Origin of the sequence: Stenotrophomonas sp. TD3 (assembly GCF_001939825.1) — a bacterium.
Classification (GTDB): Bacteria; Pseudomonadota; Gammaproteobacteria; order Xanthomonadales; family Xanthomonadaceae; genus Stenotrophomonas.
On the sequence record NZ_MOYM01000001.1, the window covers coordinates 98454 to 123949 of the forward strand.

Genomic DNA, 25496 nt, shown 5'->3' on the forward strand with positions numbered 1-25496 from the left:
CGTTCAGCTAAGTTAAGGTGGACTCCCCTACACGGATCCGTTGCGTGCCTGTGCGAGTTCTCATCGTCGACGATCACACCCTCGTCCGCGCCGGCCTGGCGCGGCTGCTGCAGGGGTTTGCCGACGTGCAGCTCGTCGCCGAGGCCAGCAACGCCGAGCAGGCCCTGCAGCTGGCCCTGCAGCACGCACCGGACGTGGTGCTGATGGACCTCTCGCTGCCCGGCCGCACCGGCCTGGAAGCACTCAGCGACATCCGCCTGCGCGCGCCCGGCACCCGGGTGGTGATGATGACCATGCACGACGACGCCGCGCACGTGCGCGACGCGCTGGATCGTGGCGCGGTCGGTTTCGTGGTGAAGGATGCGGCACCGCAGGAGCTGGAACTGGCGCTGCGCGCCGCGCACGCCGGCCAGGTGTTCCTGAGCCCACAGATCTCGGCCAAGATGCTGGCGCCCATGCTGGGCCGCGAAAAGCCCACCGGCATCGCCGCGCTGTCGCCGCGCCAGCGCGAGATCCTGCGCCGCATCGGCAAGGGCGAGAGCAACAAGGAAATCGCCGCCGATCTCGGCATCAGCGTCAAGACGGTGGAGACCCACCGCGCACGCATGATGGAGTCGCTGGGTTGCCGGCGCGCCAATGACCTGTTGCTGCTGGCCGCACGCCACCAGCACGAGCTGGAATGATTGTCTGCTGGTGGGGTCAGATCCCTTTCCTGCGGAAAGGGATCTGACCCTTGCCCAGCACTTCACGGGCGACGAAATCCCGTCACCCTGACAGGCCCTGACAGGAATCCGTACATGGCGCCCCGCGAACACGGTCGATTCGGCACCATGAATCAATGGCTTGGCGGCGACCTTCGTCAACATCCCGCGCCAATGTAGGGGAAACCCTTACATCCTGTAGGGATATCTACGAGAGCCCTCAGGAACCCCCTGATTCCGCGCCCGCCGGATCAAAAGCAAGATGCGTTCCACAAGGCGCCGGGGAGCGGTGCCGGGGAACCACGATGAAGGCTGCACTCTCGACCCAGCTGGGCCAACAACTTCACCTCACCCCGCAGTTGCTGCAGTCGATCCGGCTGCTGCAGCTCGATGGCCTGCACCTGGAACAGGAAATCCAGCGCCTGCTGGACTCCAACCCGCTGCTGGAGATCGAAGAGGCCGAAGCGCCCGCGGCCGAGGCCACCGAAGCGAGTGCCACCACCCTCGACACCGCCGCCTTCGACGAACTGCCCGAGTCGTCGATGTGGGACGTGGCGGGTGCCAACTGGCAGGACGGTGACGACGACCGCATGGCGCGCATCGCCGCCGGCGAGTCGACCGACCCGCAGCTGCGCGTGCTGCAGCGCCTGTCGCTGGACATGGACGACCGCCAGCTGGCGGTGGCCGCGTTCTGGCTGGACCACTGCGATGAAGCCGGCTACCTGCAGGCACCGCTGGACCAGCTGCAGCTTCTCGCCAGCGCCCAGTTCGACATTGCCGCCGACGGCGTGGAAGCCATCCGCCAGCAGCTGCTGCACGGCGAGCCTGCCGGCATGGCCGCGCAGGACCTGCGCGAAGGCCTGCAGGCCCAGCTGTGCAGCCTGCAGGGCGTGGTGCCGGCCCGCCACCTGGCGGCCCGCATTCTCGATGGTGCGCTCGACGCGCTGGCCGCCCACGACTATCCCGCCCTCGCCCGTCAGCACGACGCCGAGATCGACGACGTGCGCGAGGCGGTGCGCCTGATCCTCTCGCTGCAGCCGCGCCCCGGCGACAGCCTGCTGCCCGAACGCAACGCCGTGGTGGTGCCGGACGTGGTCGCCTGGCACGCCGATGGGCAATGGAAGGTCGCCCTGAACCCGGCCACCAGCCGCCGCGTCTCGATCAACAGCCAGTACGAACAGGCCCTGGCCGAAACCAGCGAAGCCGCCCCGGCGCTGCGCGAGATGCTGCAGGAAGCGCGCTGGTTCAGCCGCGGCCTGTCGATGCGCTACGACACCCTGCTGCGCACCGCACGGGTGATCGTCGAACGGCAGGCCGCCTTCCTGGTCCGTGGCGAAGAGGCCATGGCCCCGCTGACCCTGAAGGAAGTGGCCGAGGAAATCGGCATGCACGAGTCCACCGTCTCGCGCATCACCACCGGCAAGTTCCTGCAGACCCCGCGCGGCACATTCGAACTGAAGCACTTCTTCGCCGTGCGCCTCGAAGGCGCCAGCGTCTCCGGCCAGGCGGTGAAGGCCATGGTCCGCCGCCTGATCGACGCCGAACCGGCCGGCCGCCCGCTGGCCGACGAGGCCATTGCCGGCCTGCTGTCACGCCAAGGGGTGAACATTGCACGCCGAACCGTCGCAAAATACCGAGAACAACTGGATATCGCCCCGGCCCGCGAACGGCGCCGGCTCAGCGCCAGGCAACCCCAGCTGGCCCGGGTGGGCTGAAAAGGATGTTGGACATGAACAAGCTCACGGTCCTGCTGGTCGATGACCACGAGGGCTTCATCAACGCGGCGATGCGCCATTTCCGCAAGATCGACTGGCTGCAAATCGTCGGCAGTGCCGGCAACGGCCTGGAAGCGATCGAGCGCTCGGAAACGCTGCGCCCGCAGGTGGTGCTGATGGACCTGGCCATGCCGGAAATGGGTGGCCTGCAGGCCACCCGCCTGATCAAGTCGCAGGACGATGCACCGTACATCGTGATCGCCAGCCACTTCGACGACGCCGAGCACCGCGAACACGCGCTGCGTGCCGGCGCCGACAATTTTGTCAGCAAGCTGTCCTACATCCAGGAAGTCATGCCGATCCTGGAAGGCCTCAGGGAGGATCGATCGTGAGCGAATCGCGCATCCTTGTGCTGGACAACGACGCCGTGCGTGCAGAGCGCACCGTTGCCCTGCTGGAATTCATGGACTTCAACCCGCGCTGGGTTTCCGACGCGGCCGACTTCGACCTGGGCCGCCAGCGCCAGAATGACTGGATGGCGGTGATCGTCGGCAGCCTGGACGACACCGCTGCCAGCACGGCGCTGTACAACTGGCTGGGCGGCAGCAGCCTGCCGCCGCCGGTGCTGCTGGCCGATGGTGATGCCGCAGCGTTTGCCCAGCAGCACGGCCTGCACGAAGCCAACATCTGGCCGCTGGAAACGCCGCTGCGCCACGCGCAGATGGAGGCCCTGCTGCGCCGCGCCAGCCTCAAGCGCCTGGACGCCGAGCACCAGGCCGGCGCCGCGCAGGACCAGGGGCCAACCGGCAACGGCCCGGCGGTGACCGAGCTGCGCACCATGATCGAACAGGTGGCCGCGTTCGACACCACCGTGCTGGTGCTGGGCGAATCCGGTACCGGCAAGGAAGTGGTGTCGCGCGCCATCCACCAGCGCTCGCCGCGCCGCGATGGCCCGTTCGTGGCGATCAACTGCGGCGCCATTCCGGCCGACCTGCTGGAAAGCGAACTGTTCGGCCACGAGAAGGGTGCCTTCACTGGCGCACTGACCGCACGCAAGGGCCGGTTTGAAATGGCCGAGGGCGGCACCCTGCTGCTCGACGAAATCGGCGACATGAGCCTGCCGATGCAGGTGAAGCTGCTGCGCGTGCTGCAGGAACGCAGCTTCGAGCGCGTCGGTGGCAACCAGACCATCCGCTGCAATGTCCGCGTCGTGGCCGCGACCCATCGCGACCTGGAAACCCGCATCGCCGAGGGCAAGTTCCGCGAGGATCTGTTCTACCGCCTCAACGTGTTCCCGATCGACGTGCCCGCCCTGCGCGAGCGTCGCGAAGACCTGCCGGCGCTGGTGGAAACCATCGCCGCACAGCTAGCCCGCACCGGCCGTGGCGAAGTGCGCTTCACGCCCGAAGCGCTGCAGGCGCTGTCCAGCTACGAATGGCCGGGCAACGTGCGCGAGCTGACCAACCTGGTCGAGCGCCTGGCGGTGCTGCATCCGGGTGGCTCGGTGCGCGTACAGGACCTGCCGGCCCGCTATCGTGGCGATGCCGCGCTGGCCGTCCCGGCGCCGGCACCGGCGGCTCCGGTCGCCAGCGAAGAACGCCTGGACCTGCGCAGCTTCTCCTTCCATACCCCGGGCAGCGGCGGCCAGCCAGCGCTGGAGCACGGCATCGCGGTCAATCGCGCTGCAGCCCCGGCGGCACTGCCCGACGACGGCCTGGACCTGCGCAACCACATGGCCAACATCGAACTGGGCCTGATCAACGAAGCACTGGAGCGCACCCAGGGCGTGGTCGCCCACGCCGCCCAGCTGCTTGGCCTGCGCCGCACCACCCTGGTGGAAAAGCTGCGCAAGTACGGCATCGAACGCGAGCAGGCCGAACTGGCCGGCTGAAGCGTGCTACCAGCATGAAGGGGGCACGAACGCCTGGGCTTGCCCGGGCGTTGGTGTTTGTGGCACCCGGGGTCAGATCCTTTCCGCAGGAAAGGGATCTGACCCCCATTGCATTTGCAGGTTTTCCTAGAGACAACACGACCGCACTGCGGAGCATGGCAAGGACATCCCAACGAGGTCCCACCATGCATCACCTGATCCTGCTCGCCGCCCTGCTCTGCCCGGCCCTGGCCACCGCGGCCAACTGCACCCTGCCCGCCACGCTCGACCAACGCCAGTTCACCAACCTCAGCGACCCGCTGTACGCACCGGACAATCCCAACGCGGGCCGCATGGTGCAGCTCAGCTTTGCCGGCAACCAGTACGTGCTGGACATCCTCGGCACCAACCTGCGCATCGGCGGCAGCTACCGCTACCAGCGCCTGGCCCCGCATATCGGGGAAATCCAGATGACCGAAGCCCACCCGGCCGGCCCCGCCCGCTACACCCTGCTGCTGACCTGCCTGAGCGACCGCCAGGGCCACTTCATCTACACCCAGCACGACGGCCCCATCGCACCGCGCCAGCGCCAGAATTCCGGCCGCTGGACCCTGCAGCCGTAGGCCAGAAAACCGACGCCGGATAAATGGCGCCTTCAATGGGGTCAGAGCCCGTTGCACAGCAACGGGATCCGACCCCGTGCCGACCAACGGTCGGCACCCACCATCACCATCATCATCAGCAGCAGGTTCCAACAGATCGCGGCCAACTGTCGAAGGCGGGGTGGGTCCGGTTGCGGGGGCGTGAGCGCCATGGATGGCGCGACCGAGCCTACAGGGACGTATTCACGGCGCCCCCCGCAACCGGACCCACCCCGCCATCCCACGGATAGCCCGCCGTTGACGTTGACGTTGATTCGGCGGGTGCAGGGCGCAGCCCTGCCAGCACATCCACAACCCTCACTTCACTGAATCGAAAACCGGTTTCGGCACGGCACTTGCACCTGCTCCAGCAGACAACCCCATCCCCTGTTTCTGGAACCGTTGCAGATGTCCCACTCCGTCACTTCGATCCTTTCGCAGATCCGCTCCTATCAGACCCAGATGGGACAGCCGGCGCTCAACCCGCTGGGCGAAACGCCGCGCAGCAATGCCCTCCCGGGCACGGTGCTGGATGCGCCGCAGGTGCAGCCGGCCAGCTTCACCGAAACCCTGCGTGGTGCGATTGCCGGCGTCAACGATGCGCAACAGAAATCCGGCGCCCTCGCCAAGGCCTTCGAAATGGGCGACCCCAGCGCCGACCTGGCCAAGGTGATGGTCGCCTCGCAGCAGTCCCAGATCGCCTTCCGCGCCACCGTGGAAGTCCGCAACCGTCTCGTCCAGGCTTACCAGGACGTGATGAACATGCCGCTGTAAGGAACGTTGACGCATGGCACTGACGCTCTCCAAGGACAGCCTGAACGCCGAGAAGGCCGGGCAATGGTTCGACCGCCTGCAGAGTCTGCAGATCACCCGTCGGCTGGGCCTGATGGCGATGATCGCAGTGGCGGTGGCGGCAGGCCTGTCCGTGTTCTTCTGGTCGCAGAAGCCGGGCATGGTCCCGCTGTACACCGGCCTGGACCAGAAGGCGACCGCTGAAGCGACCGACCTGCTGCGCGCCGCGCAGATTCCGTTCGCGCTCGACCCCGCCACCGGTGGCATTACCGTGCCGGAAAAGAACCTGCACGATGCCCGCCTGAAGCTGGCCGGCTCCGGCCTGACCGACAGCGGCAAGCTCGGCTTCGAGCTGATGGAACGCGATCCGGGCTTCGGCGTCAGCCAGTTCGTGGAAAGCGCGCGCTACCAGCACGCGCTGGAAACCGAGCTGTCTCGCACCATCAACACGCTGCGCCCGGTGCGCGATTCGCGCGTGCACCTGGCCATTCCCAAGCCCAGCGCGTTCACCCGCCAGCGTGACGTGGCCAGCGCCTCGGTCACCCTGGAACTGCGTGGCGGCCAGCAGCTGGAACGCAGCCAGGTCGATGCCATCGTGCACATGGTCGCGGCCAGCATTCCGGACCTCGCCCCGGAACGGGTGACCGTGGTCGACCAGAGCGGGCGCATGCTCAGCATCACCGACCCGAACAGCGAGGCGGCGGTCAACGCGGCCCAGTTCGAGCAGGTGCGCCGCCAGGAAACCTCGTTCAACCAGCGCATCCGCGAACTGCTGGAACCGATGACCGGCCCCGGCCGCGTCAACCCGGAAGTGAGCGTGGACATGGATTTCTCGGTGACCGAGGAAGCCCGCGAGCTCTACAACGGTGAACCGCAGAAGCTGCGCAGCGAGCAGATGAGCGAGAACACCACCAGCACGCCGGGCCCGCAGGGCGTGCCGGGTGCGACCAGCAACAGCCCGCCGGGCCAGCAGGCCGCACCGGCCACCGCGCAGACCCCGACCGAAAGCAGCAAGAACGCGACCCGCAACTACGAGCTGGACCGCACCCTGCAGCACACCCGCCAGCCGGCCGGCCGCATCAAACGCGTGTCGGTGGCGGTGCTGGTGGACAACGTGCCGCGCGCCGGTGCCAACGGCAAGGTCGCACCGCAGCCGCTGTCGGCCGCCGAACTGACCCGCGTCGAGGCGCTGGTCAAGCAGGCCGTCGGCTTCAACGCCGAGCGTGGCGACACTGTGTCGGTGATGAATGCCCCGTTCGTGCGTGACACCACGCCGGTCGAAGGCCCGGCCTGGTGGGAACTGCCGTGGGTGCACGATGCCGGCCGCATGCTGCTTGGCGCGGTGGTGGTGCTGGCGCTGCTGTTCGGCGTGCTGCGCCCGGCGCTGCGCGCGATCACCGGCCAGGGCAAGAAGAGCGACGAACAGGCACTCGAGCCGCATACCGCGGACGTGCAGCTGGTCGATGACGATGGCATGCCGCTGCCGGCGCTGGGCGCCGACCGGGCCAGCCTGAGCGGGCCGGATGCGCTGGCCCTGCCGGTGGATTCATATGAGGAACGACTGCGGATGGCGCGTGAAGCCGTGAAGACCGACTCCAAGCGCGTGGCCCAGGTGGTCAAGGGTTGGGTGGCCAATGACTGAGGCACCACTGACCGGCGTGCAGCGCGCCGCCGTACTGCTGCTTTCGCTGGGTGAGCTGGATGCGGCCGAAGTGCTGCGCCATATGGAACCCAAGGAAGTGCAGAAAATCGGCATCGCCATGGCCACCATGACCGACATCACCCGCGAACAGGTGGAACGGGTGATGGACCAGTTCGGCCAGGAGCTGGGCTCGAAGACCTCGCTGGGCGTGGGCTCGGACGACTACATCCGCAACATGCTCGTGCAGGCGCTGGGCAGCGAGAAGGCCGGCAACCTGATCGACCGCATCCTGCTCGGCCGCAACACCACCGGCCTGGATGCACTGAAGTGGATGGACCCGCGCGCGGTGGCCGACCTGGTGCGCAACGAGCACCCGCAGATCATCGCCATCGTGATGGCACACCTGGAAACCGACCAGGCCGCCGACGCGCTGAAGCTGCTGCCGGACCGCACGCGCGTGGACGTGCTGCTGCGCATCGCCACCCTCGATGGCATTCCGCCGAACGCGCTCAATGAACTCAACGAGATCATGGAGCGCCAGTTCGCCGGCAACCAGAACCTGAAGTCGTCCAACATCGGCGGCGTGCAGTGCGCGGCCAACATCCTGAACTTCATGGACAGCGGCCAGGACCAGGCGATCCTGGGCGAGATCGCCCGTATCGATGCGCCGTTGAGCAACCGCATCCAGGACCTGATGTTCGTGTTCGACGACCTGGTCGACCTCGACGATCGCGAGATGCAGCTGGTGCTGCGCGAAGTGAGCGGCGAGCGCCTGGGCCTGGCCCTGCGCGGTGCCGACATCAAGGTGCGCGACAAGATCACCCGCAACATGTCGCAGCGCGCGGCCGAAATCCTGCTGGAAGACATGGAGGCCCGCGGCCCGGTGCGCCTGTCCGACGTGGAAGGCGCACAGCGCGAGATCCTGGCCATCGTCAAGCGCATGGCCGATGAAGGCACGGTCACCATCGGTGGCAGCGCGGAGGCCATGCTGTGAGCAACGTCGTGCGCTGGCTTGCCCCGGACCTGCTGGCCCAGCCCGAACCGGTGCTGGAGCAGGAGGATGCGTTCGAACTCACCGAGCCGGACCCGGAACACGAACCGGAGCCGCCGCTGCAGCTGCCCACCCTGGAAGAGATCCAGGCGATCCAGGACAGCGCCGAGAAGGAAGGGTTCGACCAGGGCCATGCCGACGGCTACGGCCAGGGCCAGGCCGAGGTGCGTCGCCTCGCCGCGCAGATCGAGGGCATCCTCGATAACTTCAGCCGGCCACTGGTGCGGCTGGAGAACGAAGTGGTCGGCGCACTCGGCGAACTCGCCGTGCGCATCGCCGGCGCGCTGGTCGGGCGCGCCTACGAAGCCGAGCCGGCATTGCTGGCACAGCTGGTCGGTGAAGCGATCGACGCGGTCGGCGGCAGCACCCGCGAGGTGGAAGTGCGGCTGCACCCGGATGACATCGCCGCCCTCGCCCCGCTGCTGAACCTGTCGCCGGCGCAGCGTCTGGTACCCGATACCAGCCTCAGCCGTGGCGACCTGCGCGTGCACGCTGAAGCGGTACGCATCGACGGCACCCTGGAAGCCCGCCTGCGCGGCGCGCTGGACGCGGTGATCCGCCAGACTGGAGCAGGCGCATGAGCCCGGAATCGCAAGCCGCGAAGCAACCGGCGCCAGCGGCCGACTGGGCCGTGGCCCGCAACCTGCGCCTCGCCAGCCGCCTGGACGGCCTGCGCGTGGACACCGCGCATGGTCGCGGCCTGATCCGCGAGGGCGTGCTGCGCCGCGCGGTCGGGCTCACCCTGGAAGCCGTCGGCTGCGAGGCGCCGCTGGGCGCCAGCTGCAAGGTGGAAGTGGTCGATGGTGGCTGGGTCGATGCCGAAGTGGTCGGCTTCGCCGGCGAGCGCACCTACCTGATGCCCAGCGCCGAACTGCACGGCCTGCTGCCCAACGCGCGGGTGGTACCGTCGGCGCGACGTGGTGGCGTCGAAGTGGGCGAAGGCCTGCTCGGCCGCGTCATCGACAGCGACGGCGTGCCGCTGGATGGCAAGGGCCCGATCCGCGCCGAAGGGCATGTCGGCATGGCCGGCGTCTCAATCAATCCGCTGGCGCGTGAACCGATCACCCAGCCACTGGACGTGGGCGTGCGCGCGATCAACGCGCTGCTGCCGATCGGCCGCGGCCAGCGTGTCGGCCTGTTCGCCGGTTCCGGCGTCGGCAAGTCGACGCTGCTGGGCATGATGACCCGCTACACCGCCGCCGACGTGATCGTGGTCGGCCTGATCGGTGAACGTGGCCGCGAAGTCCGCGATTTCGTCGAGACCACGCTGGGCGAGGAAGGCCTGCGCCGCGCCGTGGTGGTCGCCAGCCCCGCCGACCGGCCGCCGCTGGCGCGCCTGCACGGTGCCTACCGTGCCACCGCCATCGCCGAGTGGTTCCGCGACCAGGGCCTGAACGTGCTGCTGCTGATGGACTCGCTGACCCGCTTCGCCCAGGCGCAGCGCGAGATCGGCCTGTCGGTCGGCGAACCACCGACCACCCGCGGCTACCCGCCGTCGGTGTTCGCCAAGCTGCCGGCGCTGGTCGAACGCGCCGGCAACGGTGCCAAGGGCCGCGGCTCGATCACCGCGTTCTACACGGTGCTGACCGAAGGCGATGACCCGCAGGATCCGATCGCCGACGCTGCACGCGCGATCCTCGATGGCCACATCCTGCTCTCGCGCCGCGTGGCCGACAGCGGCCTGTACCCGGCCATCGATGTTGAATCGTCGGTCAGCCGCGTGGTCACGGAAATCGCCGACGAACCGTGGCGCCTGCGCATCCGCAAGTTGAAGCGACTGGTCTCGGCCTACTCGGCCAACCGTGACCTGATCGCGATCGGTGCCTACCAGCGTGGTAACGACGCGGCCACCGACGAAGCCCTGGAACGCTGGCCGGAAATCATGGAGTTCCTCGGCCAGGACGTTGCCAAGGCCGCAGATCTCCCGCACAGCCAGGCGGCGCTGCAGCGCCTGGTGGAACAAGAGAGTTAAGCCATGAACCAGTCCAAGCGCATCGATCCCCTGCTCAAGCGGGCCCAGGAACACGAGGACGCGGTCGCCCGCGACCTGGCCGAACGCCAGCGCGTGCTCGACACCCATCTATCGCGACTGGACGAACTGCGCCGCTATGCCGAGGAGTACGCCAACGCACAGATGGCGGCGACCAGCCCGGCGCAGCTGCTGAACCGCCGGGCCTTCCTTGATCGCCTGGACAGTGCGGTCGAACAGCAGCAGGCCACGGTCAACGGCAACCGCGAAAAGGTGGAGGCCGAGCGCGCCCGCCTGATCCTGGCCAGCCGTGACAAGGCGGTGCTGGAGCAGCTGGCCGCCAGCTACCGCGCGCAGGAAAAGGTGGTGACCGACCGCCGCGACCAGCGCGAGATGGACGACATTGGTGCGCGGCGCGCGCGCCTGGTGCAGGCCGAGGACCAGGACGGCGCCGAGCAGGGAGGCCGCTCGTGATGCCCGCCCCGCTCGCCAGCAGCGCCAACACGGCCACGCCCGCCACCAGCAACAGTGCCGCGCGCGCCTCGCGCAGCGAAGGCGGAAAGGACTTCAGCCAGCTGCTGCAGGGCGGTGCGCCCTCCGCGCCGGCGCCTTCCGGCAGCGCCACGACGCCGACGCAGACGCCCTCCACGCCTGGCCAGCCATCGACCGCCGACAGCAATGGCCAGGCACCGGGCGAACGCAGCGCGGACGCCGAAGCGGCAAGCGCTGAAACGCCGACGCTACCGCCTGTTGCCGTGATCCCGGCTGGACCCGGTACCGACAAGGACAAGCCCGCCGCGACCGAGGACGCCCCGTGGCCACCGCTCGGCCTGGCCGGCCTGGTGCTGGCGATGCCGACGCCTGCCGATCCGGCCGCCGCTCTGCCGGGCACCGCTGCACCATCACTGACCAGCGACGGTACGGCGCTGCCCACTACCGCCGCCGCGACTCCGACACTGCCTGCGGCCGCGCCGGCAGCGGCAACCGCAGCCCCGCTGGCGGCCGACAGCAAACCGACGGCGACCAGCGCTGACGACGCCACCGCACTGCCACTGCCGGAGACGATCCTGCCCGGCAAGCGCAGCGAGCGTGGCGAAGGCAGCGACGTGGCCGCCCTCGGCGACCGCGCCAGTGCGCCGCTGCTGCATGCACCGGCAGCCGCCGCCGTACAGGACCTGAAGGCCGCGCTGTCCACCGGCAATGCGATCTTCAATGGCGAACCCACGCCGAAGCCCGTGCTGGGTGACGATGGTTTCGATCAGGCCATCGGTGCGCGCCTGGGCTGGCTGGCCGACCAGAAGATCGGCCACGCCCACATCCGCCTGAGCCCGGACGACATGGGCCCGGTGGATGTCCGCCTGCAGTTGAACGGCGACAAGGTGCACGCCAGCTTCAGCAGCCCGCACGTGGACGTGCGCCAGGCACTGGAAAGCAGCCTGCCGCGCCTGCGCGAGCTGCTGGGCGAACAGGGCTTCCAGCTGGCTCATGCCGATGTTGGCCACCAGGCGCCCGGTGGTGACGGCAATGCGTCGGGCCAGGCCGGCGGCGGCAGCATGGCCGGTGACGGAGAACCGTCGCCGGGCGACGCCAGCGTGTCGTCCGCGCAGTTGATCCGCCAGCGCGGCTTGTTGGACGCGTACGCCTGACAGATGTGCCAACCAAGGTTGGCACCCACCAGAGCGGGACGCTCGGCACCCACCCGTAACACGTTGGTGGGTGCGGAGCTCGCTGCGCACGGCCCCACCGCCACCCCGACGGAATTCCGTCGCACCCCTCTGCCCCGCCTTCGGCACACCCCTTGCATATCCCGGTGAAGCAACCCTCAGGAGCTTCACCCCGTGGCCGCAGCCGCTGACAAAACCAAGAAGACCGCCGAGAAGGACAAGGCCGCCAAGCCGCGTAGTCCGATCCTGATCACCGCACTGGTGGCCGTACTGGCCGCCGCTGCCGCTGGTGGCGGCGTGTGGTTCTTCACCCAGTCCAAGCACGAAGAGAAGACCGCGCAGGCGCCCAAGAAGAGCGCCACCCCGGCCCCGGCACAGTACTTCGCGCTGGACCCGGCGTTCGTGGTCAACCTCAACGGCCCGGTGGACGGCCCGCGCTACCTGCAGCTGGAAGTGCAGCTGATGACCCGCGACCCGGCCGCGCTGGAAGCGATCAAGACCCATGCCCCGGCCATCCGCGCGCGCCTGCTGATGCTGTTCTCGCAGGTCAGCCCGGACCAGATCGCCGATGTCGCCGGCAAGCAGAAGCTGCAGGCCGATTCGCTGGCCGAGGTGCAGAAAGTGCTCAAGGCCGAGACCGGCAGCAACGGCGCCGACGACCTGCTGTTCACCAGCTTCGTGACCCAGTAAGGGCCCACCGATGAATGATCTGTTGTCCCAGGACGAGATCGATGCCCTGCTCCACGGCGTGGACAGTGGCGCGGTCGAGACCGATGCGGAACCCCCGTCAGGCGAAGCGCGTTCGTACGACTTCGCCAGCCAGGACCGCATCATCCGTGGTCGCATGCCGACCCTGGAAATGGTCCACGAGCGCTTCGCGCGCCTGTGGCGGATCGGCCTGTTCAACCTGATCCGCCGCTCGGCCGAGCTGTCGGTGCGCGGCATCGAGCTGATCAAGTTCAACGACTACATGCACTCGCTGTATGTACCGACCAACCTGAACCTGATCCGCTTCAAGCCACTGCGTGGCACCGGCCTGATCGTGTTCGAGCCGACCCTGGTGTTCGCCATCGTCGACAACTTCTTCGGCGGCGACGGGCGCTACCCCACCCGCATCGAAGGCCGCGAATTCACGGCCACCGAAATGCGGGTGATCCACCTGCTGCTGAAGCAGACCTTCGCCGACCTGCGCGAAGCGTGGGCACCGGTGATGGACGTCGACTTCGAGTACATCAACTCGGAGATCAACCCGCATTTCGCCAACATCGTGACGCCGCGCGAATACGTGGTGGTGTGCCGCCTGCACGTCGAGCTCGACGGTGGCGGCGGCGACATCCACGTCACCCTGCCGTACTCGATGCTGGAACCGATCCGCGAACTGCTCGACGCCGGCATCCAGAGCGACCGCAACGACCGCGACGAGAGCTGGGGCAAGACCCTGCGTGAACAGCTCAACATCGCCGAAGTCACCCTGTCCAGCGTACTGGCCAGCAAGCGCATGACCCTGCGCGACCTGACCCAGCTGAAGGTCGGCGACATCCTGCCGATCGACCTGAGCCCGCAGGTGCCGCTATGCGTGGAGAACATCCCGGTATTCACCGGCGAGTTCGGCATCGCCAACGGCATGAACGCCGTGAAGATCACCGCTACCCATCCGCCGGGCACCCGCCCGCGCGTACCCGTCATCCAGGAAGACCCGCAATGAACGAAATCGACGCCCTCGAACCGACCCCGGCCCAGTTCAGCAGCCTGCAGGCCGATGAGGCGAACGGTCCGGACCTGAACCTGGACGTGATCCTCGACGTGCCGGTGACCCTGTCGCTGGAAGTCGGTCGTGCCCGCCTGCCGATCCGCAACCTGCTGCAGCTCAACCAGGGTTCGGTGGTGGAACTGGAGCGCGGTGCCGGCGAATCGCTGGACGTGTTCGTCAACGGCACCCTGATCGCCCACGGCGAAGTGGTGGTGATCAATGACCGCTTCGGCGTGCGCCTGACCGACGTGGTCAGCCCGAGCGAGCGGATCCGGAGACTGCGTTGAGCCTGCTGGCCTCCACCCTGCTGGCGGTCGGCAAGACCGCCGCGCCGATCGGCCCGCATATCGGCCAGCACGCGGCCGCTGCACCCAGCCTGTTCGGTGCGGTGCTGGCGTTGCTGGCGGTGCTGGCGCTGGTGATCGGCCTGGGCTGGCTGCTCAAGCGCATGCCCGGCAGCGGCTTCCGCCCGGCCGAAGGCATGAAGCTGGTGGCCAGCCTCAGCGTCGGCGCCAAGGAGCGCGTGGTGGTGGTGGAGGTCAACGGCCAGCAACTGCTGCTGGGCGTCACCGCCGGCGGCATCAATACCCTGCATACCCTGCCCGAACCGCTGCCGCCGCCGGCACCGGTGCGCGTGCCGGACTTCAAGAACCTGCCGAATTTCGCCCAGCTGCTGCAGCAGCGGCTGCGCAAGGATCCCTGACATGCGTGTCACCCGTACCCGTCCTGCCACCCTGATGCCGTGGCTGCTGTTGCTTGCCCTGTGCCTGTTGCCGGCGCTGGCATTCGCCGCACCCGGCGCGCCGACCACCCCGCTGCCGGACATCAACGTCGGCAAGATCGGCGGTGCGCCGGTCAGCCTGCCGCTGCAGACCCTGCTGCTGATGACCGCGATCACCCTGATCCCGTCGATGCTGCTGGTGCTGACCTCGTTCACCCGCATCATCATCGTGCTGGGCCTGCTGCGCCAGGCACTGGGTACCGGCCAGACGCCGTCCAACCAGGTGCTGCTGGGCCTGGCCCTGTTCCTCACCGCGATGGTGATGATGCCGACCTGGGACAAGGCGTGGAGCACGGGCATGGCGCCCTATCTCAACGGTGACATCGACTTCCAGACCGCCTGGACATTGACCACGCAGCCGCTGCGCGGGTTCATGCTGGCGCAGATCCGCGAGACCGACCTGATGACCTTCGCCGGCATCGCCGGGCACGGCACCTACGCCAGCCCCGATGCGATCCCGTTCCCGGTGCTGGTTGCCTCGTTCGTCACCAGCGAACTGAAGACCGCTTTCGAGATCGGCTTCCTGATCTTCATCCCGTTCGTGATCATCGACCTGGTGGTGGCCAGCGTGCTGATGTCGATGGGCATGATGATGCTGTCGCCGATGCTGGTGTCGGCACCGTTCAAGATCCTGCTGTTCGTGCTGGTGGATGGCTGGGTGCTGACGGTCGGCACGTTGGCGGCCAGCTTCAACCCCGCCTGATATCCCCCGTAAAGCGCAGTCGAGCATGGCTCGACTCTACATACGCAGATGGAACCCGAATGTCTCCCGAACTTGCCTTGACCGAATTGCGTGGCGGCCTGATCACCGTGCTGTGGGTGGCTGGCCCGCTGCTGCTCACCGTGCTGGTGGTGGGCGTGGTGGTCGGTGTCGTGCAGGCCGCGACCCAGCTCAATGAACCGACCATCGCCTTCGTCGCCAAGGCGGCGGCGCTGACCGCGGTGCTGTTCGCGCTGGGCAGCCTGCTGATCGGCCACCTGGTTGAATTCACCACGCTGCTGTTCCAGCGCATTCCGCACCTGATCGGCTAGGACACGCGCTTCGATGGACGCCGCCACCCAGATGGCTGCCGACGGCCTTCAGGCCTTCGGCATGATCGGCACCGTGCTGTGGACCATGCTGCGCATCGGTGCGGTGGCCATGGCCATGCCCATGGTCGGTACCCGCGCGGTACCGTCGCGGGTGCGCGTAGTACTGGCCGGCACCCTGGCCATTGCACTGGCGCCGCTGCTGCCACCGGTACCGGACTGGACCGGCTTCGACGCTGCCACCGTACTGACCATCGCCCGCGAACTGGCCATCGGCGTATCCATCGGCTTCATGCTGCGGCTGGTGTTCGAAGCCGGCGCGATGGCCGGCGAACTGATCGCCCAGGGCACCGGCCTGGCCTTCGCGCAGATGAGCGATCCGCTGCGCGGTGGCACGTCGGGTGTGATCGGCCAGTGGTTCTACCTGCTGTTCGGCCTGCTGTTCTTCACCGCCAACGGCCACCTGGCATTGATCTCGCTGCTGGTGGACAGCTACCGCGCACTGCCGATCGGCGCCCCCTTGCCGGACCCGCACGCCTTCTTCAGCATCGCCCCGACCTTCCTGCTGACCGTGCTGCGTGGCGCACTGACGCTGGCCATTCCGCTGACCGTGGCGATGCTGGCAGTGAACCTGGCCTTCGGCGTGCTCGCCCGTGCCGCGCCGGCACTGAATCCGATCCAGCTGGGCCTGCCGGTCTCGCTGCTGCTGGGCCTGTTCCTGCTGGCCCTGCTGGCCGGGGAAATGGGGCCGCCGGTACAGCGCCTGTTCGACGCCGCCTTCCAGGCTGCGGACGCGGTCACACACTGACCCGATCATCACGTATTGCCGCTTGAAGTCCCCCCCGGTCTGCGCGTTAGAGTGAATGCGTGGCGTCCAGGGGGGACGCCGCACCTGGCCGGCGCGGTTCCGCGTCGGCCTGCCTCATGCATGCCCCACCGTGGTTTCCGTCGACAGGCAGGTCCGGGAGACTGACGAATGCTGGTAGGCACGTACAACCCGTGGCTGGTGGCGATCTCGCTGCTGGTCGCCGTGATGGCTTCATACACCGCGCTGGCGATGGCCGGGCGCACGGTGACCGCCCCGGGCAGGGGCGCGGCCTGGTGGTGGCGCCTGGGGGGCGGCTTCGCCATGGGCCTGGGCATCTGGTCGATGCACTTCATCGGCATGCTGGCCTTCGACCTGCCCATTCCATTGGGCTACGACCTTCCCATCACCCTGCTCTCGCTTGCGCTGGCCATCGCCTCATCGGTGTTCGCGCTGTGGCTGGTCTCGCTGCGCACCCTGCCCCACCCGCGGCTGGCCGGCGGCGCCCTGCTGATGGGCACCGGCATCGCCGGCATGCATTACGTCGGCATGGCGGCCATGCGCATGCAGCCGGGTATCGACTACGACCCGGGTTGGCTGCTGTTCTCGCTGATGGTGGCGGTGGCCGCCTCCTGGACTGCGCTGTACGTGGCGTTCCGCCTGCGCGCGCAGCGCACCCGCATCGGTGATCGCCTGGCGGCGGCGGGCCTGCTCGGCCTGGCCATCGTCGGCATGCACTACACCGGCATGGCCGCCGCGCGCTTCCCGGAAGGCAGCATCTGCGGTGCGGCGGTCGGCGATGGACTGCAGAACGAGTGGCTGGCAATGCTGGTGGTGGTGCTGACCGTGGCGATCCTGGCCGTGGTGCTGGTGGTCTCATGGCTGGACCAGCGCGTGGAGGCGCAACTGCTGCGGCTGCGCAATTCGATGCTGAGCACCTCGTTGACCGATGCCCAGCAGGAACTGACCCAGGCCGCGCTGCATGATCCGCTCACCCGCCTGCCCAACCGCCTGCTGCTGCAGCGGCGCATCGTGCAGGCGCTGGCCGAGGCCGAACAAGGCGGCAACCGCTTCGCGGTGATGTTCATGGACCTGGACGGCTTCAAGCAGGTCAATGATGCCTATGGCCATCAGGCCGGTGATGCGCTGCTGGTGGCGGTGGCCGAACGCACCCGCCAGCTGCTGCGCCCGCACGACCTGCTGGCACGGCTGGGCGGCGACGAGTTCGTGCTGGTGGTGCGCATCGAGCACGACGAGGACCTGCCGACCCTGGCCCGTCGCATCCTGCAGGCCGTGGGCAGCGGCCCATTGCTGCCGGACAACGAACTGCAGGTGACCGCCAGCATCGGCGTGGCGATCTGCCCGGACCACGCCGCCAGCGAGCGCCAGCTGATGGCCTTCGCCGATGCAGCGATGTACCAGGCCAAGGAATCCGGACGCAACGCCTTCGTGCTGTTCGCCGACTGGATGAACGACAGTGCCGAGCAGCAGTTCCGGCTGCTGGCCGACCTGCGCCGCGCCATCGGCAGCGAGCAGTTGTTCCTGCACTATCAACCGAAGATCCGCGTGGCCACGCAGAAGGTGGCCGGCGCCGAGGCGCTGATCCGCTGGCGCCATCCGGAACACGGCCTGATTCCCCCCGACCGCTTCATCCGCCTGGCCGAGCGCAGCGGTGCGATCAACGAGATCGGGCGCTGGGCGCTGGACCAGGCCTGCCAGCAGCTGCGGCGCTGGCACGACGCCGGGCACGACGGCTGGTCGATGTCGGTGAACCTGTCGCCGGTGCAGTTCAGCTCGCCGCACCTGCTGCACGATGTGCGCGAGGTGATCGAGCGCCATGGCATCCCCCCGCGCCACCTGGTGCTGGAGATCACCGAAAGCACGGTGATGCGCGACACCGACACCAGCCTTCGCCTGCTGCAGGCGCTGTCGGCGCTGGGCGTGGGCATCTCCATCGATGATTTCGGAACCGGCTATTCCAGCCTGCTGTACCTGAAGCGGCTGCCGGCCACCGAGATCAAGATCGACCATGCGTTCGTGCGCGACCTGGAACACAGCGCCGAGGACGTTGTGATCGTCTCGGCGATCGTGGCACTGGGCCATGCGCTCGACATGGACATCGTGGCCGAGGGCGTGGAGACCGCAGCCCAACGCGCCTACCTGGAGCGCCTGGGCTGCGACTTCCTGCAGGGCTACCTGCTCGGCCGCCCGGTCGACGCGGCGCGCTTCATGCAGCTGCACGACCTGCCCCGGCCGCGGGTGGAGCTGGCACAGAGCCCGCCGCCCAGCGACAACGCACCCCTGTAGCCGAGCCCGCGCCCGCCGGCCACGGCATAGCTACCGGTGCCTGCTCTGGTGGGTGCCAACCTTGGTTGGCACATGAATCCATCACGGAACACTTCTTGCACGCACCCCGGCATCCCCTGCCGCAGTGCCCGTGATGTCCGAGAACGAATCCGCCGGCGAAAAGACCGAACAACCTACCGAAAAACGCCTGCGCGATGCCCGTGAACAGGGCAACCTGCCGCGTTCGCGCGAACTTGGCACCGCCGCCGTGTTCGGCGCCGGCGTGCTGGCGGTGATGGCCATGAGCGGCTCGATCGGCCGTGGCGCCACGGCCTGGATGAAGCACGCGCTCAGCCCGGAACAGAGCCTGCGGCAGAACCCGAAGGAACTGTTCGGCCACTTCGGCGACCTGCTGCTGCAGTTCATGCTGGTGATCGCACCGCTGGTGCTGGTCTGCCTGCTGGCCAGCTTTGTCGCACCGCTGGTGATGGGTGGCCTGCGCTGGTCGCAGAAAGCCCTCCTGCCCGACATCAACCGCATGAACCCGATGAGCGGGCTCAAGCGCCTGTATGGCCCGGAAGCCATCGCCGAGTTCACCAAATCGCTGCTGCGCGTGGCCTTCGTCGGCGTGGCCGCTGGGCTTGTGGTGTGGACCGGCTTCGACACCCTGCGCGGGCTGATCCACCACCCGCTGGAGACCGCCATCACCGACGGCCTAGGCTTCACCCTGCGCCTGCTGCTGGCCACCGCCGGCGCGATGCTGGTGCTGGCTGCCATCGATGCCCCGTACCAGCGCTGGAACTGGATGCGCAAGCTGAAGATGACCCGTGAAGAGCTGCGCCGGGAGATGAAGGAAAGCGAGGGCAGCCCCGAGGTGAAGGGCCGCATCCGCCAGCTGCAGCAGCAGATGGCCAACCGCCGGATGATGGAAGCGGTGCCCACGGCCGACGTGGTGGTGGTCAACCCCACCCACTACGCGGTGGCCCTGAAGTACGAGGGCGGCGCCATGAACGCCCCCACCGTGGTCGCCCTGGGCGTGGACGAGACCGCCCTGCGCATCCGTGAAGTGGCCGACGGCAACAAGGTGGCGATCGTCTCCGCCCCGCCTTTGGCACGCGCCTTGTATCGGGAAGGCCAACTCGGAAAGGAAATCCCCGTGAGACTGTATTCGGCCGTCGCCCAGGTCCTGTCCTACGTCTACCAGCTGCGCGCCTGGCGCACTGGCCCGATGCCGGACGCCCCGCACATCCAGGTGGATGAATTCGGCAAGGGAGGCCGCCCGTGAGCGCCCAGCCCTCCGCCGGTTTCAACACCCGCCGCGCCCTGGAAATGATCCGCCAGGGCCTTGGCGCACCGCTGATCGTGCTGGCCCTGCTGGCCATGGTCGTAGTGCCGCTGGCCGCGCCGGTGCTCGATGCGCTGTTCACCTTCAACATCGCCATCTCGCTGATGGTGCTGCTGGCGGTGGTCTACGTGAAGCGCCCGCTGGACTTCACCATCTTCCCGATCGTGCTGCTGATCACCACCATGCTGCGGCTGGCGCTGAACGTGGCCTCCACCCGCGTGATCCTGCTGAACGGCCAGAACGGCCACGACGCCGCGGGCAAGGTCATCGCCGCCTTCGGCGAGTTCGTGATCGGCGGCAACTACGCGGTTGGCATCGTGGTGTTCGCCATCCTGACCATCATCAACTTCGTGGTCATCACCAAGGGCGCCGGCCGCGTCTCGGAAGTGACCGCACGCTTCATCCTCGACGCGATGCCCGGCAAGCAGATGGCGATCGACGCCGACCTCAACGCCGGTTTGCTGACGCGTGAAGAAGCCAAGCTGCGCCGCGAGGAGGTCCGCGAGGAAGCCGACTTCTACGGTGCGATGGACGGTGCCAGCAAGTTCATCCGCGGTGATGCAATCGCCGGCATCCTGATCCTGTTCATCAACATGCTCGGCGGCCTGGCCGTGGGCGTGCTGCAGCATGGCATGCCGTTCGGCGAAGCCGCTGCCACCTACACCCTGCTGTCGATCGGTGACGGCCTGGTGGCGCAGCTGCCGGCCCTGCTGGTCTCCAGTGCCGTGGCCATGCTGGTCACCCGCGCCTCGCGCTCGCAGGACATGGCCCAGGCCATGACCGGCCAGGTGTTCGGCCAGTACCGAGCGCTGGCGATCACCGCCGGCATCATCGGCGTGGTCGGCCTGGTGCCGGGCATGCCCAACGTCGCTTTCCTGACGCTGTCCGCGATCCTCGGCTTCATCGCCTGGAAGGTGTACCGCAAGGGCAAGGCCCCGGCTGCCGATGCGGCGGGCGCTGGCACCGATGCTGCCGCGCTCAACGCGCTCGGCCGCCCGGCCGCACCCGCACCGACCGCCGAACTGAGCTGGGACGAACTGCGCCCGGTCGATCCGCTGGGCCTGGAGGTCGGCTACCGGCTGATCCCACTGGTGGACAGCAACCAGGGCGGCGAACTGATGGCACGCATCAAGGGCGTGCGGCGCAAGCTGACCCAGGACGTCGGCTTCCTGATCCCGTCGGTGCACATCCGCGACAACCTGGAACTGCCGGCCAATGGCTACCGCGTGCTGGTGCACGGCGTGCCGGTGGCCACCGCCGAGATCCACCCCGACCGCGAGCTGGCGCTGGACCCGGGCAGCGCGCTCGGCGCGCTGGAAGGCATCGCCGGCAAGGACCCCGCGTTCGGCCTGGATGCCACCTGGATCCAGCCGCACCAGCGCGCCCAGGCCGAAACGCTGGGTTACACGGTGGTCGATCCGGCCACCGTGGTCGCCACCCATCTGTCGCACCTGATCCGCGAGCACGCGCCGGAACTGCTCGGCCACGAAGAAGTGCAGCACCTGCTGGCCAACCTGGCCAAGAGCGCGCCCAAGCTCGTCGAAGATCTGACGCCGAAGGCGCTGCCGCTGTCGGCGGTGGTGCGCGTGCTGCAGAACCTGCTGGTGGAGCGCATTCCGATCCGCCAGCTGCGCAAGATCGCCGAAGCGCTGGTCGAACATGCGCCCAGCAGCCAGGACCCGGCCGTGTTGACCGCCGCCGTGCGCACCGCGCTGGGCCGCTTCATCGTGCAGGAGATCGCCGGAATGTCGGCGGAGCTGCCGGTGTTCACCCTCAACCCGCAATTGGAACGTGTCTTGCAGGAGTCCACGCAGGGCAACGGCGCCGCGCTGGAACCCGGACTCGCTGAGCGACTGCACCAGAGCCTGGCCGAATGTGTCAGCAAGCAGGAAGCCCGCAACGAGCCCGCGGTCGTGCTGGTACCTGGCCCGGTGCGCGCCGCGCTGGCCCGCCTGGTCCGCCACAGCGTTCCGTCGCTGTCGGTCCTGGCCTACAGCGAGGTGCCGGAGGACAAGCGCCTGAAGCTGGTCGGAACGATCAGCTGACGCCGCCCTCCGATGCGCCAGAAAACAGACACCACTTTCGAACCAACGCAACAGACAGATACCAAGGGGAACCCGCACCGTGCAGACCACCGACCACCCGAGTTCTCCGACCGCCACCCCGCCGTCTTCGTCCCGTGACCACAGCATGAAAATCAAACGATTCGTCGCCGCCGACATGCGCTCGGCCATGAACCTGGTGCGCAAGGAACATGGTCCTGACGCCGTGATCCTGTCCAACCGCCGGATCGAGGAAGGCATCGAGATCGTCGCCGCCGCCAACTACGACGAGAGCGCCGTGCAGCGCGCACTGGAAGCCTCGCGCCGTGACGTCGCACCGCCGCCGGCCCCCAAGCCGCGCACCGCCGCCGACGCGGTGATCGCCGCCGTCACCCGCCGCCGCAGCAGCACCCCGGCGCCGGAACCGGTCGCCGCCACCACCTCGGCCGTCGCCGCCCTCGCCCGCGCCGCCGTCGGTGCCACCGGCCGCACCCTGGACAGCGCCGACGAGATCGTGCCGACCCGCGGCAGCACCGGCTTCGCCGCCACCCTGGCGCGTGCCGCCGTCAACGAACCGGCGCTGCCGGAACAGATCTTCGCCCCGTTCGCCGAAGCCATCGTCGCACCGACACCCGCCAGCGCCACGCCGGCCAACCGCGCCCGCTTCCAGATCGACCCGCCGCACGAGGCGCATCACGAAAGCGCGGCCCCGGCCGTGCAGCCGCCGCCGCTGCCGACCGCTGCCGTGACCGATGCACAGCCCGAGATCGCCGCCAGCGAACCGGCAGCAGTCGAAGCCGCTGTCGAGACCAGCCCGGCCCCCGTGCTGGCCCCGGCACCGACGCTGACCGTGGTCGCCCAGGACGACGCCGAGATCCGCCAGCTGCGCCAGGAAGTGGCCGGCATGCGCCAGGTGATCGAGCGCGAGATGAACCGCTTCACCGATGAGCGCCTGCGTGGCTGCCCGGTGCGCGCCACCGCGCTGGACCTGATGGACGAATACGGCTTCGACGCCGGCCTGGCCCGCGACGTGGCCATGCAGATCCCGCTGGAGACCGAGGCCCACCGCGGCCGCGGCCTGATGCTGGGGCTGATCTCGCGCAAGCTGCCGATCGCCCCGGTCGACCCGCTGGAAGAAGGTGGTGTGATCGCCCTGGTCGGCCCGACCGGCGCCGGCAAGACCACCACCATCGCCAAGCTGGCCTCGCGCTTCGCCGAGAAGCACGCACCGCGTGACGTCGCCCTGGTCACCACCGACACCACCCGCATCGGCGCCCGTGAGCAGCTGTATGGCTACGGCCGCCAGCTCGGCATCGCCGTGCACGAGGCCAACAGCGGCACCGACCTGGACCAGCTGCTGGAGCGCCTGAAGGACTACAAGCTGGTGCTGATCGACACCGCCGGCCTGGGCCCGCGCGACCGTGCCCTGGCCGCCCAGCTGCAGTGGCTGCGCGCTGCGCGCCAGGTCCGCACCCTGCTGGTGCTGCCGGCCAACACCAGCTTCGGCGACATGGACGAGGTGGTGCGCCGCTTCGGCGCGGCCAACCTGCAGGGCCTGGTGCTGAGCAAGCTGGACGAGACCGGCCGCTTCGGCAACGCCCTGTCGGTGGCCGTGGACCACGCCCTGCCGATCACCTGGGTGACCGATGGCCAGGACGTTCCGGAGGACCTGCACCGGGCCAGTGCAGCCAATCTTGTACTTCGCCTTGAAGATTTGCGCCGAGCGGCCGATATGCCCTGCAACCCGGAGTTGAACCATGCCGTCGCGTGAGTACGCCAAGCTGACCAAGACCTTCCCGCTGTCGGCCACCCGCAGCGAGCCGCTCGGCCCTGTGCGCACCATTGCCGTGACCGGCGGCAAGGGCGGCGTGGGCAAGACCAACGTGTCGGCCAACCTGGCCGTGGCGCTGGCCGGCATGGGCAAGCGCACGCTGCTGCTGGACGCCGACCTTGGCCTGGCCAACATCGACGTGATCCTGGGGCTGAACCCCACCTTTACGCTGGCCGACCTGGTTGCCGGCCGCTGTTCGCTGGACGACGTCATCGTCGAAGGCCCGAACGGCGTGCTGGTGGTCCCGGCCGCATCCGGCCGCCGGCACATGGCCGAGCTGGCCCCGGCCGAGCATGTCGGCCTGGTCAACGTGTTCTCCGAACTGGAACGCGAGCTGGACATCATGGTGGTCGATACCGCCGCCGGCATCACCGACGGCGTGCTGACCTTCTGCCAGGCCGCGCAGGACACCGTGGTGGTGGTCTGCGATGAGCCGGCTTCGATCACCGACGCCTACGCACTGATCAAGGTGCTGTCGCGCGAGCGCGGCGTGGACCGCATCCAGGTGGTGGCCAACATGGTGCGCGACCCGAACGAGGGCCGCGTGCTGTACGAGAAGCTGACCCGCGTCTGCGAAAAGTTCCTCGCCGATGTCTCGCTGAACTATCTGGGCTGCGTGCCGCAGGATGACTGGCTGCGCCTGTCGGTGCAGCGCCAGCAGCCGGTGGTGAAGGCCTATCCGTCCAGCCCTTCGGCGCTGGCGATCACCGAGATCGCGCGCCGCACCGCACGCTGGCAGGCACCGACCGAACCGCGTGGCGGTGTCGAGTTCTTCCTCGAACGCATTCTCAAGCAGCGCGGGGTGGCCGCATGAAAGGCGCAGCCCAGTACAGGGAAGTCCAGCGCTCGGCGGCCAACGAGGTCATCGCCCAGCACTCGGACCTGGTGCGGCGCATCGCCCACCACCTGGCCGCGCGCCTGCCGGCCAGCGTCGAAGTCGACGACCTGATCCAGGCCGGCATGATGGGCCTGATCGAAGCCTCGCGCAGCTACGACGCCGACCAGGGCGCGTCGTTCGAGACCTATGCCTCGATCCGCATCCGCGGCTCGATGATCGACGAGATCCGCCGTGGCGACTGGGTGCCGCGCTCGGTGCACCGCCGTGCACGTGATGCCGCCGCCACCATCCGCCGCCTGGAACAGAGCAGCGGTCGTGCTGCCAGCGCGACCGAAGTCGCCGCCGCGATGGAGATGCCGCTGCCCGAGTATCTGCGCTTGATGGAAGACGCCGCGCGTGGCCAGGTGCTGAGCCTGGAATCGCGCATCGAAGACCAGGGCGAGCTGGACACGGTCGCCCAGGGTGGCCCGACCCCGCAGCAGGTGCTGGAGCGCGGCGAATTCGGTCGCGAGCTGGGCAAGGCCATCGGCCACCTGCCCGAGCGCGAACAGCTGGTGCTCTCGCTCTACTACGAGCAGGAACTGAACCTGAAGGAGATCGGCGCGGTGCTCGGCGTGAGCGAGTCGCGGGTCTGCCAGATCCATGGTCAGGCCGTGCTGCGCCTGCGCGGCCGGCTGAAGATATTCGAGGCCGTCGACGCTGGCCTCGAAGAATGAACATCCCCGAGGCGGCTGCCCCCGGCCG

At 68.4% G+C, this 25496-nt stretch carries 25 protein-coding genes; all 25 read left to right on the forward strand.

Annotated features, from left to right (window positions below):
* The first annotated feature begins 50 nt into the window (after positions 1–50).
* The 25 genes from BKE09_RS00445 (at position 51) to BKE09_RS00565 (ending at position 25468) form a co-directional block, all read left to right on the forward strand.
* Entirely contained in the window at positions 51–683 is a 633-nt protein-coding gene (locus tag BKE09_RS00445) for a response regulator transcription factor (protein ID WP_005413261.1), read from the forward strand.
* Positions 684–1006: 323 nt separating this feature from the next.
* Positions 1007–2416 carry an RNA polymerase factor sigma-54 gene (gene rpoN / locus BKE09_RS00450; RefSeq protein ID WP_075674532.1) on the forward strand — a complete coding sequence of 470 codons (1410 nt, stop codon included), beginning with the start codon at positions 1007–1009 and terminating at the stop codon, positions 2414–2416.
* A gap of 14 nt (positions 2417–2430) precedes the next feature.
* Positions 2431–2808, forward strand: a complete 378-nt coding sequence (locus BKE09_RS00455) for a response regulator transcription factor (protein WP_010485922.1) — start codon at positions 2431–2433, stop codon at positions 2806–2808.
* Positions 2805–4307 (forward strand): sigma-54 dependent transcriptional regulator, encoded by a 1503-nt coding sequence (locus BKE09_RS00460; RefSeq protein ID WP_075674533.1) that lies wholly within the window; start codon positions 2805–2807, stop codon positions 4305–4307. The genes BKE09_RS00455 and BKE09_RS00460 overlap by 4 nt, the downstream gene beginning before the upstream one ends.
* 185 nt (positions 4308–4492) lie before the next feature.
* Positions 4493–4909 carry a hypothetical protein gene (locus tag BKE09_RS00465; RefSeq protein WP_075674534.1) on the forward strand — a complete coding sequence of 139 codons (417 nt, stop codon included), beginning with the start codon at positions 4493–4495 and terminating at the stop codon, positions 4907–4909.
* A 426-nt stretch (positions 4910–5335) separates the two neighbouring features.
* Positions 5336–5701: a flagellar hook-basal body complex protein FliE gene (gene fliE, locus BKE09_RS00470; RefSeq protein WP_014037113.1), complete on the forward strand. Its 366-nt coding sequence runs from the start codon at positions 5336–5338 to the stop codon at positions 5699–5701.
* 13 nt (positions 5702–5714) lie between these two features.
* A complete protein-coding gene (gene fliF / locus BKE09_RS00475; protein WP_075674535.1) occupies positions 5715–7361 on the forward strand; it encodes a flagellar basal-body MS-ring/collar protein FliF in 1647 nt (548 codons plus the stop codon).
* A gap of 7 nt (positions 7362–7368) precedes the next feature.
* The gene (fliG, locus tag BKE09_RS00480) at positions 7369–8355 is read left to right on the forward strand and encodes a flagellar motor switch protein FliG (RefSeq protein WP_024958226.1); all 987 of its coding nucleotides are present in this window, start codon (positions 7369–7371) and stop codon (positions 8353–8355) included.
* A gap of 29 nt (positions 8356–8384) precedes the next feature.
* On the forward strand, positions 8385–8993 hold the full coding sequence (locus BKE09_RS00485; RefSeq protein WP_170871757.1) for a FliH/SctL family protein: 609 nt from the start codon (positions 8385–8387) through the stop codon (positions 8991–8993).
* Positions 8990–10384, forward strand: a complete 1395-nt coding sequence (locus BKE09_RS00490; protein ID WP_075674537.1) for a FliI/YscN family ATPase — start codon at positions 8990–8992, stop codon at positions 10382–10384. Before BKE09_RS00485 ends, BKE09_RS00490 begins: the two co-directional genes overlap by 4 nt.
* A 3-nt stretch (positions 10385–10387) precedes the next feature.
* Entirely contained in the window at positions 10388–10855 is a 468-nt protein-coding gene (gene fliJ / locus BKE09_RS00495) for a flagellar export protein FliJ (RefSeq protein ID WP_005416437.1), read from the forward strand.
* On the forward strand, positions 10855–12027 hold the full coding sequence (locus BKE09_RS00500; protein WP_075674538.1) for a flagellar hook-length control protein FliK: 1173 nt from the start codon (positions 10855–10857) through the stop codon (positions 12025–12027). Before fliJ ends, BKE09_RS00500 begins: the two co-directional genes overlap by 1 nt.
* 192 nt (positions 12028–12219) lie before the next feature.
* Positions 12220–12735 carry a flagellar basal body-associated FliL family protein gene (locus BKE09_RS00505; protein ID WP_014037107.1) on the forward strand — a complete coding sequence of 172 codons (516 nt, stop codon included), beginning with the start codon at positions 12220–12222 and terminating at the stop codon, positions 12733–12735.
* A 10-nt stretch (positions 12736–12745) separates the two neighbouring features.
* The gene (gene fliM / locus BKE09_RS00510) at positions 12746–13750 is read left to right on the forward strand and encodes a flagellar motor switch protein FliM (protein ID WP_014037106.1); all 1005 of its coding nucleotides are present in this window, start codon (positions 12746–12748) and stop codon (positions 13748–13750) included.
* Positions 13747–14082 carry a flagellar motor switch protein FliN gene (gene fliN, locus BKE09_RS00515; protein WP_075674539.1) on the forward strand — a complete coding sequence of 112 codons (336 nt, stop codon included), beginning with the start codon at positions 13747–13749 and terminating at the stop codon, positions 14080–14082. The genes fliM and fliN overlap by 4 nt, the downstream gene beginning before the upstream one ends.
* 20 nt (positions 14083–14102) lie before the next feature.
* Positions 14103–14498, forward strand: a complete 396-nt coding sequence (fliO, locus tag BKE09_RS00520; protein ID WP_240502923.1) for a flagellar biosynthetic protein FliO — start codon at positions 14103–14105, stop codon at positions 14496–14498.
* A gap of 1 nt (position 14499) precedes the next feature.
* The gene (gene fliP, locus BKE09_RS00525) at positions 14500–15279 is read left to right on the forward strand and encodes a flagellar type III secretion system pore protein FliP (protein WP_014037104.1); all 780 of its coding nucleotides are present in this window, start codon (positions 14500–14502) and stop codon (positions 15277–15279) included.
* A 59-nt stretch (positions 15280–15338) separates the two neighbouring features.
* Positions 15339–15608, forward strand: a complete 270-nt coding sequence (locus BKE09_RS00530; protein ID WP_005413254.1) for a flagellar biosynthetic protein FliQ — start codon at positions 15339–15341, stop codon at positions 15606–15608.
* Between the two features lie 13 nt (positions 15609–15621).
* Positions 15622–16413: a flagellar biosynthetic protein FliR gene (gene fliR / locus BKE09_RS00535; RefSeq protein WP_014037103.1), complete on the forward strand. Its 792-nt coding sequence runs from the start codon at positions 15622–15624 to the stop codon at positions 16411–16413.
* A 168-nt stretch (positions 16414–16581) separates the two neighbouring features.
* Positions 16582–18717, forward strand: coding sequence for a bifunctional diguanylate cyclase/phosphodiesterase (locus tag BKE09_RS00540; RefSeq protein WP_075674540.1), 2136 nt, complete (start codon positions 16582–16584; stop codon positions 18715–18717).
* Positions 18718–18850: 133 nt separating this feature from the next.
* Positions 18851–19981 carry a flagellar biosynthesis protein FlhB gene (flhB, locus tag BKE09_RS00545; protein ID WP_014037101.1) on the forward strand — a complete coding sequence of 377 codons (1131 nt, stop codon included), beginning with the start codon at positions 18851–18853 and terminating at the stop codon, positions 19979–19981.
* 44 nt (positions 19982–20025) lie between these two features.
* On the forward strand, positions 20026–22086 hold the full coding sequence (gene flhA / locus BKE09_RS00550) for a flagellar biosynthesis protein FlhA (RefSeq protein WP_170871758.1): 2061 nt from the start codon (positions 20026–20028) through the stop codon (positions 22084–22086).
* 145 nt (positions 22087–22231) lie between these two features.
* Entirely contained in the window at positions 22232–23854 is a 1623-nt protein-coding gene (gene flhF / locus BKE09_RS00555; RefSeq protein WP_075674542.1) for a flagellar biosynthesis protein FlhF, read from the forward strand.
* The gene (locus BKE09_RS00560; protein ID WP_005416424.1) at positions 23841–24728 is read left to right on the forward strand and encodes a P-loop NTPase; all 888 of its coding nucleotides are present in this window, start codon (positions 23841–23843) and stop codon (positions 24726–24728) included. The genes flhF and BKE09_RS00560 overlap by 14 nt, the downstream gene beginning before the upstream one ends.
* Positions 24725–25468, forward strand: a complete 744-nt coding sequence (locus tag BKE09_RS00565; RefSeq protein WP_075674543.1) for an RNA polymerase sigma factor FliA — start codon at positions 24725–24727, stop codon at positions 25466–25468. The genes BKE09_RS00560 and BKE09_RS00565 overlap by 4 nt, the downstream gene beginning before the upstream one ends.
* Positions 25469–25496 lie beyond the last annotated feature (28 nt).